This window comes from Anaerosporobacter faecicola, assembly GCF_012070565.1.
GTDB lineage: Bacteria > Bacillota > Clostridia > Lachnospirales > Lachnospiraceae > Anaerosporobacter > Anaerosporobacter faecicola.
Genome location: NZ_JAAQRO010000005.1, coordinates 26,007 through 39,253 on the forward strand (window position 1 = coordinate 26,007; position 13,247 = coordinate 39,253).

At 37.7% G+C, this 13,247-nt stretch carries 10 protein-coding genes and 1 other annotated feature (1 of these 11 only partly in view); of the genes, 2 read left to right on the plus strand and 8 right to left on the minus strand.

The window, feature by feature from the left end; translation table 11 throughout:
* Nucleotides 1–108: 108 nt before the first annotated feature.
* The 7 genes from HBB17_RS02210 to HBB17_RS02240 all read right to left on the minus strand — a co-directional run bounded on the left by HBB17_RS02210 (nt 109) and on the right by HBB17_RS02240 (nt 9,479).
* A complete protein-coding gene (locus HBB17_RS02210; protein ID WP_167955366.1) occupies nt 109–2,196 on the minus strand; it encodes a methyl-accepting chemotaxis protein in 2,088 nt (695 codons plus the stop codon).
* A 316-nt stretch (nt 2,197–2,512) separates the two neighbouring features.
* Nucleotides 2,513–4,135, minus strand: a complete 1,623-nt coding sequence (locus HBB17_RS02215; RefSeq protein ID WP_167955368.1) for a dipeptide ABC transporter ATP-binding protein — start codon at nt 4,133–4,135, stop codon at nt 2,513–2,515.
* 26 nt (nt 4,136–4,161) lie between these two features.
* On the minus strand, nt 4,162–4,938 hold the full coding sequence (locus tag HBB17_RS02220; RefSeq protein WP_167955409.1) for an ABC transporter permease: 777 nt from the start codon (nt 4,936–4,938) through the stop codon (nt 4,162–4,164).
* Nucleotides 4,938–5,891, minus strand: coding sequence for an ABC transporter permease (locus tag HBB17_RS02225; RefSeq protein WP_167955370.1), 954 nt, complete (start codon nt 5,889–5,891; stop codon nt 4,938–4,940). The genes HBB17_RS02220 and HBB17_RS02225 overlap by 1 nt, the downstream gene beginning before the upstream one ends.
* 20 nt (nt 5,892–5,911) lie before the next feature.
* On the minus strand, nt 5,912–7,516 hold the full coding sequence (locus tag HBB17_RS02230; RefSeq protein WP_330588120.1) for an ABC transporter substrate-binding protein: 1,605 nt from the start codon (nt 7,514–7,516) through the stop codon (nt 5,912–5,914).
* 128 nt (nt 7,517–7,644) lie between these two features.
* Nucleotides 7,645–8,808, minus strand: coding sequence for a M20 metallopeptidase family protein (locus HBB17_RS02235; RefSeq protein ID WP_167955371.1), 1,164 nt, complete (start codon nt 8,806–8,808; stop codon nt 7,645–7,647).
* Entirely contained in the window at nt 8,799–9,479 is a 681-nt protein-coding gene (locus HBB17_RS02240; protein WP_167955373.1) for a hypothetical protein, read from the minus strand. The genes HBB17_RS02235 and HBB17_RS02240 overlap by 10 nt, the downstream gene beginning before the upstream one ends.
* Nucleotides 9,480–9,920: 441 nt before the next feature.
* Here HBB17_RS02240 and HBB17_RS02245 point away from each other — a divergent pair, with 441 nt between their 5' ends.
* Together HBB17_RS02245 and HBB17_RS02250 are read left to right on the plus strand one after the other, a co-directional pair.
* On the plus strand, nt 9,921–10,259 hold the full coding sequence (locus HBB17_RS02245) for a P-II family nitrogen regulator (protein WP_167955375.1): 339 nt from the start codon (nt 9,921–9,923) through the stop codon (nt 10,257–10,259).
* A gap of 247 nt (nt 10,260–10,506) precedes the next feature.
* Nucleotides 10,507–11,745, plus strand: coding sequence for an ammonium transporter (locus HBB17_RS02250; RefSeq protein WP_167955377.1), 1,239 nt, complete (start codon nt 10,507–10,509; stop codon nt 11,743–11,745).
* Nucleotides 11,746–11,809: 64 nt separating this feature from the next.
* Here HBB17_RS02250 and tyrS read toward each other — a convergent pair whose 3' ends face one another.
* Nucleotides 11,810–13,099, minus strand: a complete 1,290-nt coding sequence (tyrS, locus tag HBB17_RS02255; protein WP_167955379.1) for a tyrosine--tRNA ligase — start codon at nt 13,097–13,099, stop codon at nt 11,810–11,812.
* Nucleotides 13,100–13,244: 145 nt separating this feature from the next.
* Nucleotides 13,245–13,247, minus strand: a binding site (T-box leader) (it continues 276 nt past the right edge of the window).

Genomic DNA, 13,247 nt, shown 5'->3' on the forward strand with positions numbered 1-13,247 from the left:
AAGGTGCTATTTTTTCAGTTAAGTATAATTCTTACTCCTATAGAAGATTCATTTTGATCAGGTCATTGACTCCTTCTCTTTTCGCTTTTGACTTTCCCTTTATACTCTTTATATATGGAATTTTTGAATAATTTCTTCCAAATCCTTTGCTCCTACTTTATTCTCCTCCAAGCACGTATATCCTTCCTGCGTTTTCATAACTGCATCACTGGATTTTTCTGCAATGACATAGATTCCCTGTGAAGACTGGGTAACCGTAGCATTAATGGCAACAAGAATATCTGTGATTTCATTCATATCCTGTGATAACTTTTCTACCGCTTCATCCGTTCCGCTCATTACGGTACGGAACGTATTGGCATCATTTTCATATTGTTCACTAACATGTTGGAAGTTATCATAATCACCTGCTACATTATTCTGGATAAAATTCATTGTAACATTCATACAGGCGGCCATATTCGTAACAGCAGTCGTCACCTCGTCAACAATGCCATTGATTCCGTCCAAGGTTTTCATGGTCTCAGAAGCTAGATTTCCTATCTCCGTTGCTACAACTGCAAATCCTCTACCTGCTTCACCCGCTCTTGCCGCTTCGATACTCGCATTTAATGCTAGTAAGTTTGTCTGTGAAGAAATTCCCTTGATTTCCTCCGTCAATTCACTGATCTTATGTACTGCTTTGGAATTATCCATTGCTTCCTTCGCTTTACTTGCAATATCCTCATATATTGTCTGTGCTTTTTCATTAGAGTCTTTTGCTTTCATCCGTAAAGCAAGTGCTCTGTCCAAGATATTTCCTGATTCTTTTAACGCCTCTTTTGTAACACCCGAGATCTCTTGTGCATTATCTTTTGCCGTTCTCAACCGTTCTGATATGGATTCCGTATTAGAGGCAGTCTCTTCCATTCCTGATGCCAACTCTTCCGTCGTTGAGGAGTTATCCTCTGCCATATCATAATACTGTTTCATCACTTCATCTAGTCGTGTTACATTGGACAGGATATTCTCTTTAACATGGTTCATATTAATGACCGTATTCTGCAAAGCACTTCGCATCGTAAGTACCGCTTTTGCCATTTGTCCCGTTTCATCATGTCTCTTGGACAATGTATTCATATCTTCACTTGCTGCAAAGTTTAATTTTGCTGTTTCATTGATCACTTTGGTAATTCTCTTTATTGGTTTTGCCAGTCCGGTTCCAAGGAAAATACCCGAAATAATAACAATAAGTTCTAACACTACCACTACCACTGCTATTTTCTTTTTCATTACCATGGCATTTTTCTGAATATCCACTTTTGGAACTGTCAAAACATAACGCATGCCATTATCTAACTTATGGAGTGTGAGATACTTATCCTTTCCCTGATAGCTATAGGAAATTAACTGATCTTCCTGCTCTCCGTTATTGATCTTCTCTATTGCTTTTTGAAGAGACTCTCCACCGATCTCTGAAAGATCGCATCCAAAATCCAAATCCTTATGAAACATAATCTTATTATCGTCACCTAGTAGAAATGAATACCCATTCTCATAACTAACTGGTTTCGATACAATATCGGTTAATTTTCTATAATCAATATCCATTCCTACAATTCCCACTGATTCCCCGTTTATATACAGTGGTACGACGTAAGAGATCATATAGATATTAATATTTGCATTCTGATAAGGTTCCATCCACATTGGAGCTTTATTGTTTACCGGAAGATAGTACCAGCCAACGTGCTCTAGATCATCCTTCTCATATGTACTAAAATCAGTCGGTGTAACACTTTGAAACGCTTCGTCAACCGAATTTCTACTTAAGAATATACCTGACGTTGGTTCTGTAAAATCAGGATTGTATCTTATGTATGCAGTAATAGCTCCTTTCGTATTATTGGCGAATTCCACAACGTCATCTGCAACTGAACTTGTAAAAGACGAAACATATGTATAATTATTCTTAAACTGACTTATATCCAGTTTACTTAATACAATAGCACTTAACGTGTCCACGGACTGTTCAATTTGTGAAATCAGTGCATTCATCTCTGAACTACGATTTGTACTGGTAAGTGACATGTAGTCTTTTGCGTTGCGATTTGCCATTTTACTAGACTCTGTCACGCTTATGAAACTTAGTATGATTGACAGTGTCATCGTGCAAAGTATGTAACTTAAAATGATCTTACTTCTTATCGTCCTCATAAAACGACCTCCCTTTTCCTCTAAAGTGTTTCTCTTTTGTGCTGTGTATGATACCAAGATTATGGATCAAACGAAAAGTACCAATTAATTCATACTTACTATAATGGGTATTTTTCATAACTAGTATCGATTTATTATACCAATTTTTCTTTATTTATTCACTTCTTTTTCTCTATAAATTGATTTATTTTTATCATAAATCATACAAAAATTTTTCCTATATACTATTTATTGCAGCTTTTGTATAAATTGATTTAAAAAAGGACAAAATAGAAAAATTCAACCATAATTTTTCTACTTTGTCCACTCATAAAACCTATAATACTGCTTCTAAAAGCTTCTTGGTATATGCAGCCTTTGGAGAAGCAAAAACATCTTCGGTTTCTCCCTGCTCAACAATCCTGCCATTATGCATAACCAAAACTCGATCACAAATTTCGTGAATCACGTTCATATCATGAGAAATGAATAAATATGTTAGATTATGTTTTCTCTTTAGATTCATTAACAAGGTAAGAATCTGCCGTTGTATGGTTACATCCAACGCCGACACCGCTTCATCGAGTACCACGAAACGGGATTGCAACATTAGGGCTGCTGCTATGCATACCCTTTGTCTTTGTCCACCACTTAATTGATGAATATAGCGTTTGCCAATCTCCTCGGATAACCCTACTTCCTGCAGTCGTTCCCGAACCAATTGCTTTCTCTCTTTCTTTTTGAACCCACCTTGGATTTTCAGAGGCTCTTCCAAAATCCATTCAATCCTCTTAGCCTGATTTAAGCTGCTATACGGATCTTGGAATACCATCTGTGGTCTCGCTTCTTCACACTGTACATGACCTTCATAGGTAGATAACAGCCCAACAATTGCTTTGGCTAGGGTGGATTTTCCACTCCCACTTTCTCCTACAATCCCCACAACTTCTCCTGTATTAATATAGAAAGAAGCCTCTTGTACAATTTCTTTTCTCTCTCCTCGATGGATTCGTCCATTCTTATAATAGGAAACAGACAAATTCGACACCGTAAGCATCTTATCTGTAGACACATTCCCTATACCATTTGCATGATTGGATAATTCTTGTACGTTAACCGTCTGTTTATCCGCACTTTCCTTCTCATTCTCCTTGTTATGTTGCTTCTGCATTCTATTACGGTGAATGGAAGGAATCGCTTCTAATAATTTTATCGTATATTCCTGCTTTGGATGATAGAGAATGTCCTCCACCTGTCCCTGTTCTACGATATTTCCTTCTGCCATAACGATTACTTGTTTACACATCGTTCGGATTACACCAAGATCATGGGAAATAAGAATGATACTGACACCGTATTCTTCATTCATTTTCTTTAATAGTTCTAAGATCTGTGCCTGTACAGATACATCAAGCGCCGTTGTCGGTTCATCAGCAATCAATACTTTAGGTTTGCAAATCATTGCCATTGCGATCATGACTCTTTGTCTCATACCACCAGATAGTTCAAATGGATACTTGTCATATAACTCCTTCGGATTGCTTAACCCCACCTCTTCAAATGATTGATATGTCTTTTCCAGTCGTTCCTGTTTTGACAAATTCGTGTGTAATTTCAGCATCTCGCTTACTTGATCACCAATCTTCATTACGGGGTTCAAACTGGTCATTGGTTCTTGAAAAACCATTGCTATTTCTTTCCCTAGATACGCTCTTCGCTCTTTTTCTGACATCCCAAGAAGATTTTTTCCTTCCAAGTTGATCTCTCCACTTGTAATACGGGCAGAATCTTTCTGCAATCCCATAATGGATAATGCGGTCATGGATTTTCCTGAACCAGACTCTCCTACTATGCCAAGAATCTCTCCTTTGTTAATATGAAAGGATATTTGATTGACTACTTGTTGCGTTGGTTTTGTATCAACAAACCCAATGGTTAAATTCTTAACTTCCAATAACATCGGATGAACTCCTTTCTTGGGCACGGTCAGCCTTCATTTACTAAACTTAATCCTAACACGGTAATCACAATCATCACACCTGGTGCAATCGCATACCAAGGTGCGGAAAATAGATATGCTTGTGCTTCAGAAAGCATTCGTCCTAAACTGGCATCAGGTGGTTGCACACCTAGTCCAAGATAACTCATTCCTGCTTCTGCTAACACTGCATTATTAAAACCAATGGTAATCGTAGATACGAGAATCGGGCGAATATTTGGTAATATATGAAGAAATAGAATTCGAACATCACTCGCTCCCATTAATTTTGCTGTTTTTACATAATCCATCTCTTTTTGTACCATGTACTCACTTCGAACAACACGAACAAAACTAGGAATGAAGACAATTCCAAGTGCCCATATGATTTTGTATTTTCCTATTCCAAACACACTTATGATGACCAAGGTTAACAGGATACTCGGGAAAGAAGTAATTCCATCATTAATTCTCATAATGATTTGATCAATTCTTCCACCATAAAAACCTGTTAATGCACCTACCAATGTACCAATCGTTCCACCAATGGCCACGGTAGCAATGGCAACAAAGAAGGTTGTCCTACTTCCTTCCATCACACGGCTTAATAAGTCTCTACCAAAATTATCGGTTCCTAACCAATGAAGCAAACTTGGAGCTTGGCTCTTTGCTGCTCCATTCATCGCATTAGGATCGTACGGTGTGTAGAATACGCCTATGATAACAAATAGTAGGACAATGCCAACCAATATTGCACCAATTATTCGGTTCCAACTGACTTTCATCACCTTGCACCTCCTTCTTTGCTGATCCGCGGATCAATAACCCGATAGAGGATATCTACAAGTAAATTAATCACCACAACAATGGTAGCAATATAGAGCACCACTGCTTGGACAACCGCATAATCTCGATTAGCAATTGCTACTACCAACAAACGTCCCATTCCAGGCAAGTTGAATACCTGCTCAATAATAATACTTCCCGCAAGAACATCTGCAATGATCATTCCAAGGAATGTAATAACAGGAATACACGCATTTTTTAAAACATGCTTCACAAGGATTCCCCTCTTGGAGTTTCCTTTACTCTTCGCCGTTCTTACATATTCAAAATGCATCTGTCTGCGAATCGAACTTCGTAAGAACTTTACTGTCATTGCGATCTTTGGAATTGCCATTGCAATGGCTGGATAAATCAAATATGCAAAGAATTTTCCTTTATCTTCTTGAAAGCTTACATAATTGCCCGGTATAAACCATTTCAAACATACACCAAATACCAAGGTTAAGATCATTCCTAAGAAAAATGGTGGAATTGCCATAAATGTCTGTGTTAAGAATACCATCAAACGATCAAAGAACCCATCTTCCTTTTTTGCGGATAAGATTCCAATGGGAAAGGAAAATAAAAAAATCAATACGATGGAGATTGCCGCTAACCAGATCGTAACGGTTAATCTTGTGGATAGTAGATTCCAAACAGGCATATTATACTGCGTCGATTCACCAAAATCGCCTTTTAGAACGCCTCCTAACCATCTTCCATAACGAATAACGAGTGGATCATCTAAGCCTCTCTCATGGCGCAAGGCCTGAATTGCTTCAGGACTTGCATCCATACCGAGAGTACTCGATACACTATCTCCAGGTATTACTTGGAAGGCAGTGAACGTGAATATTGTGACAAGGAACAATGTTATAATGAGAGTACTTATTTTTTTAAGAATATATTTCATCGTTGCACCACCTTTCCTTCCTATTCTGAGATATAGTATACTTTCGCCATATCCTGTACATAAACTGGATAGAACGTATAACCTGCTAACTTCTTATTCACCGCAACTAATAGAGGTGGATCCTGAATGTATGCAGATGCCGCATCCTGTGTGAGATATGCTTGTAATTGTTTATAATATTCTACTTTTTCTTCATCAACTGTACTTGCAATTGCTTTTGCAAATGTTTCATCAAATTGTTCGTTTTTGTAGTTGATGAAATTATTCTTTGCAGTTGACACGAAGCGTTCTACGGAATCTCTTGGTGCTAAATTGGAATCCAGACCAATGATTGTTGCTTCATAATTTCTTCCATTGTATACATCTTCTAACCAGCCGTTCCACTCTACCTGCTGAATCTTCGCTGTGATTCCAACTGCTTTTAGTTGTTCCACAAGAATCTGTGCGGTATCCACATGGTACTGATAATTGGAAGGAACCGTAATAGTAAAGGTAAATCCATTCCCATAACCAGCTTCTGCTAATAATTCTTTTGCTTTGTCTACATTGTAATCATACGTACCTGTAAGATCCGTATTGTAGTACTTTGTAAATGCAGGGAACATGTTGGTATCTATGATCGTACCTCTTCCCCCCGCTACCATATCTAGAATTGCTTGACGATCCAATGCATAGCATACTGCCTGACGAACCTTTTCATCTGTAAATGGTTCTGCTGCATTATTTAGAAATAATGCTTGTACCAGATTCATATTTCCTTCTGCTATGTTATACGTATCTGGTAATTGATTCGCTTGGTCGTCTGTCAAATATGGGAAGATATCAATGGAACCAGCCATTAATTCCATAAATGCAGAATCGGTATTGGCAGAGATTTTAAAGGTAACCTGATCAAGGTATGCTTGTTCTCCCCAATATGCTTCGTTCTTTTCGATTATGAAACTTTCCAATGGTGCATAAGAAACGAATTTGAATGGTCCCGTTCCCATTGGCTGTGTATCCAGTTTATCGTAATTCGCTGGAACAATTGCACAAGTTAGGTAAGGAAGAATTTCTGTATCTCCCTTCTCTAATTTTAATTGAACGGTTTTCTCATCAAGTATATTCACTTCTTTTACATTAGAAAGCGCCGATTCCACTTTAACAGACGGATCCGTCTCCTCAAGCAAACCAGCGCAACGTTCGATCGAATATTTTATATCCTCTGCTGTTACTGCATCACCATTATGGAATGTAATTCCTTCGCGGATGGAAAAGGTATATTCCTTTCCATCTTCTGATACTTGGTAATCGCTTGCAACAGCTGGAACTAAATCACCATTTTCATTCGGTTTAACTAAACCTTCATAAACATTGAATAAGACTTCATTAGTTCCTGCCGCAACTGCTTTGTGTGGGTCAAGACTATCTAGATCCTGTGTAATTCCTACTACAATAGAGCCGCCATAGATTGGTGTAACTTCACCATCTGCATCCTGTCCAGACTCCTTAGAAGATGTATCATCTGTAGTCGGCGCCTTGTTTGTATTCTCCTGTGACTTATCGCCTTTGCATCCAGAAAGTGCAACAGTACATACGAGAATGACGAACATTACTAGGTATTTTGAAAAATGTTTGTTTTTCACATTAGCCTCCTTGTTTGCCGAAGCAAACCTTTCGATAATATTCTCCCATTATTCATTTGTCGATACTATCATATATTTTTTTTTAACAAGAATCAAGTAAATTTGTAGAGGTACGCAAAAAAATGCAATTACTGCTTACTATTATATTCCATAACATACCCAATTAACAGCTGCGCAGACACCAAAACTGCACGTTCATCAATATTAAAACACTCATGATGATTTGGATATGCTCTGCCTAATTCTTCATTACCCCCACCAACAAATGCAAATGCTCCTGGGATATGTTGCTGATAGATGGAAAAGTCCTCGCCTAACATCATCTTAGGAACGGAAATAATTTCTGTCGAATTAAATAACTTCTTGGCAGCATTCAAGGCTGTCGCCGTTACATTCCTATCGTTCATAACAACTGGATGCAAGGAACGTAGGTATTCTACATGTGCGGTTGCACTATAAGCCGATGCAGTATTATAAGCAATTCGCTTAACAGATTGTTCAATGTGTTTGCAGTCTACTGTAGAAAATGTTCTAGCAGTTCCTTCTATATATGCTTCTCCAGAAATTACATTATGCTGGGTGCCAGAAACAAAATGTCCTACCGTAACCACCGCACTATTCACAGGATCAAATTCCCTACTAATAATAGATTGCAGATTGATTACGGTAGCCGCACCTGCAACTGTTGCATCCACACATTGTTGTGGTTTCCCTGCATGTCCTGATTTTCCTGTTATTCGAATTCGAAAGATATCCGATGCTGCCATTCTTGGACCTTCCTCTATAGATATTTTGCCACAAGGTATGTCACCAAATACATGCAATCCAAAGATTTCTTCGACATCATCAAGATGACCGCCATCACAGATTGCTTTTGCTCCCAGACAGTTCTCTTCCGAGGGTTGAAAAATCAATTTTACCGTACATTTTAGGGTATCTTCATATTTTTTAAGAATTTCAGCAGCTCCTAACATGGCTGCCATATGTGCATCATGCCCACAGGCATGCATGAGTCCTTCTGTTTTGGACTTATATGTAACACCGGTCTTCTCGGTAATCCGTAATGCATCCATATCACACCGTAATGCAATTACATGTGGTCCATGACCAACAAATCCGATTACACCTGTTTGTGCTGCTGTCACGAAGGGAATCTCCATGACAGTCAGTTCTTCTTTAATTCGTTTTGACGTTTCATATTCCTGCATCCCGAGTTCGGGATTCATATGAAAATGCTTTCTTAATCGGATCATGTAATTGCTGATGAGATCGACTTCCTTTTTTATCTCCATCTCTCCAACTCCTCTTTATGATAGATTGGGGTAAAATCATCACTATCTGTACAGAAGAAACCGCCATTTTCCTGTATCATGGAAAGGAACCAGTCTACTGCTTGTGATTTGCACTCTTCTAACATCATTACTTCATATATAACTTTAACATCCATTTCTTCAAGAAATTCTCGATCACTTTCCGAATCAAATGACTCGTATTCACATTCTTGAAAGTCAATACTTTTTCCTTCACCAAATTCAATGGAGGATATACCAAGTTCTGGCCAAACTTGAATCTCCATTCCCTTTTCTTCTTGAATCGGAGCAAGGATCTGTTTGCAATCCAATTCTTTTGTTGCCATATAGAACAGATTCATCTCCACTGGTTTTTTCAGCTTTCCAATGATCTTTCCTTTTTTCTCTGCAGTATTCTTCTGTACATTGGTCTTTTTTATAAAACTGTTTGTATTCTTATTGTTTGTAGACTTACCATTTGTATTTTTACTGTTTGTACTTTTATTTACAGTCTTTCCATTAGCACTTTTACTACTCGCATTCTTGTTGTTTTCGTTTTTGTTACTAGTACTCTTTTTCTTCTTCCCATCAGTAATATAACGATCCCAATCAATCTGTTTTCCTTTCATTATCCCTTGTTTGCTTGTATTTTGTTTATTTGTACTTTGTTTCATTCTTTCTCCATTCTTCCTGTTATTATACTCAAATTTGATAAACCTACGAATCTAGTTGCTCCTACCATTTACTGATTCGGGTGTCAAAAGCCCTACATAAAAATTACTTACGTCAATTTGTACAAACAACAACCTATTGCATGTAATGTAGGACATAGTATTAAATTCAGGCTTTTGACACCCAAACCAAAAATTTATTCTTTTACCATCATAACACACTCCGAAAACCTTGCCTAGGTATGGCTTTATTAATCAACGAAAATTTAATTCATAATTATTTTAAAAAACTATTTGACAAAACATGCTTTTGATGTATAATAAGACACATAAAAAGCGAAGGCGTTTCTTATATGACATAAGAAGCGCTTTTTTTATTTGTTAGGGATATCCTTACATTCCTAGATTGCATCATGTATGTTAATAAAATGAGGAGGTAGTTTTATGAAAAAACTTGAGATGATTATTAAGCCAGAAAAACTGGAAGACTTGAAAACAATACTTGATGAATGTCATGCAAGTGGTATTATGATCACAAATATCATGGGATATGGTAATCAAAAAGGTTACAAACAGGTATATCGTGGTGCAGAATACAATGTGAACCTTTTACCAAAAGTAAAAGTCGAAACCGTTGTTACGGATGACATCGCTGAACATATCGTAGAAAAAGTAGTAAAAGAGATTAACACTGGTAATTACGGAGATGGTAAGATCTTTATTTATGATGTAGAGGATGCCGTTCGTATTCGTACTGGTGAACGTGGTACAGAGGCTCTTTAGTATCATTTCAAATTGTTAATAACCTTACATATTAATATATATTCGTATGCATGAATTGTTTCGTTGCCTTGCAACTCTCACAATTCTGAAACATTTGCAATCCGCGCAGCTACGCTACTGTTCATGTTTCATAAGTTAACACGTCATATCGTTTATCAAAGGAGATAACGAATCGTCACTTAGGTGGCGACTAGTTATCTCCTTTTTTGTAGGGTCTAGAACAGATCAAATTAAGGGAGGATTTATTATGGAAGATACACAATTATTGATGGATATTATTTGGACTATGCTAGCAGCATTCCTTGTATTCTTTATGCAAGCTGGTTTCGCTATGGTAGAAACAGGATTTACGCGTGCAAAAAATGCAGGTAACATTCTTATGAAAAACCTTATGGACTTTGTTCTTGGAACCATTTTCTTCTTTATGATTGGTTTCGCATTAATGTTTGGTGATGATGCCGGTGGTATTATCGGTACTTCCGGTTTCTTCAATCCACAATCGTTAACAGATGTAACACCTTTACCAATTGGTGTATTTATGATTTTCCACACGGTATTCTGTGCTACTGCAGCTACAATCGTATCTGGAGCAATGGCAGAAAGAACAAAATTCAAAGCTTACCTAATCTACAGTGCCTGTATCAGTGTTTTCATCTATCCAATCACAGGTCACTGGATCTGGGGTGGTGGCTGGTTAGCTGATCTTGGTTTCCATGATTTTGCTGGATCGACTGCTGTTCACTCTGTTGGTGGTTGGTGTGCCTTAATTGGTGCCAAGATTCTTGGACCTCGTATTGGTAAATATTCAAAAGATGGTAAAGTGAATGCAATACCTGGTCATAATCTTCCTTTAGGTGCATTAGGTGTATTCATTCTTTGGTTCTGTTGGTTTGGTTTCAACTGTGGTTCTACAACTGCTGCTACAACAAGTGTTGGTGATATTGCGATGACAACTAACCTTGCAGCTGCTACTGCAACATTAGCTACATTAATTCTTACCTGGATTCGTTACGGTAAACCAGATATTTCAATGTCATTCAATGGAACATTAGCTGGTTTAGTTGCCATTACCGCTGGTTGTGACGTTGTTTCCTATTGGGGAGCATTTATTATTGGCTTAATCGCTGGTATCGCTGTTGTATTCGTTATTGAATTCGTTGATAAGAAATTAAGAATTGACGATCCTGTTGGTGCAACTGGTGTTCACTGGGCTTGTGGTATTCTTGGAACACTCTTAACTGGATTATTCTCTACAAGCGATGAAATTGGTCTTGGCTTATTCTATGGTGGTGGTTTTGAATTCCTAGGAAAACAATTAATTGGTATATTAGCTGTTGGTGCATATACTGCAATTCTAGCATTTATTATATTCAAAGTAATTGATAAAACAGTTGGTTTACGTGTAAGTAAACAAGAAGAGGAAGATGGTCTTGATGTCCATGAACATGGTGCAAGCGGCTATGCAGACTTCCAATTCAAATTATAAGTATACACAATTCTACTTATCCGAATAGACTTTATCTAACACCCTCGTGCCTCTAATCGTCACCCTAACGATCGGAGGCACATATTACCTTTACGATCTTATTCTTACCCACTGCAATAATCCATTCCTTCTTCTGTAGTGGAAGGAATAGCTTCGTTTCTTTTTCTCCATCTACCTTCACCGCATTTTGCATAAGCAATCTACGCGCATCACTCTTACTTTTAGCAAATCCAATCTCACAAAGAAGTGCTGGAAGATCGATTTTTACTTGATCTTGTTCTACTATTTCACAACACCCTTTTTTTACTACAATTTCTTTTATATCATCTGGTATTTCTTTTTTCTGGTACATCTCTTGAAAATATTTCTCTGCTTTCTCTGCCTTGTCTATTCCATGGTACAAACTTACGATTTCACATGCCAGACTCATCTTTACGTCTCTTGGATTGACTTCCTGATTCTCAAGTTCAAGAGCAAATCGTTCGATTTCGTCTGGTAAAAGATCCGTTACTAATTCAAAGTACCGAATGATTCGTTCATCTGGGATGGTCATGACTTTTCGGTACATGATCTCAGGGGCTTCATCAATTCCAATATAGTTTCCAAGACTCTTACTCATCTTTTGAATCCCATCTGTTCCTTCCAGAATTGGTACGAACATTGCCACCTGACTCTCTAGACCATAATCTTTTTGTAATGCCCTTCCCATTAAAATATTAAATGTCTGATCCGTTCCTCCAAGCTCAATGTCTGCCTTAATCTGTACCGAATCATATGCCTGCATTAACGGATAGAAGAACTCATGTAAACCAATTGGTTGTTGTTTTTTATATCGGTTTGAGAAGTCATCTCGTTCAAGAAGTCTTGCTACCGTTACTTTACTAGCTAGCCCAAGTACCTCTTCAAAGTTAAGCCTTTTCAACCATTCACTATTAAAATGAATCTCTGTTTTTTCAGGATCGAGAATCTTCATTACTTGCTCCGTATAGGTACGTGCATTCTCCCGCACTTCTTCTTCTGACATTTGCTTTCTTCCTTTGGTTTTTCCCGTTGGATCACCAATCCGTCCTGTAAAATCTCCAATAATTATTACCGCACGATGTCCAAGATCCTGCATTTGTTTGATCTTTCGAAGGACAACTGTATGCCCCAGATGAATATCAGGAGCAGAAGGATCAAGACCTAACTTCACTACCAGGGGAGTTTGTTCCTCATAGCTTTTTTTCAACTTTTTGAGCAAGTCTTCTTCATTGATCATTTCCAAAAGACCTTTTTTAATAATTCGCAATTGTTCTTCTGGGGATTTTGATATCCGTACTTTGGTTGCCTTGTTACATAATTCTTTGTTTGTCATAGAAATCTTCCTTTCCAAGACATTGGCTAAAGAGCGTTAATTCAATGATACCAAACGAGATATATTGCTCCATCCTTGCATAACCAAGTGTGTATTCCACACTCTCTCGCACATAAAAAAACCCGTCCTTTACGCATATTCATACGCA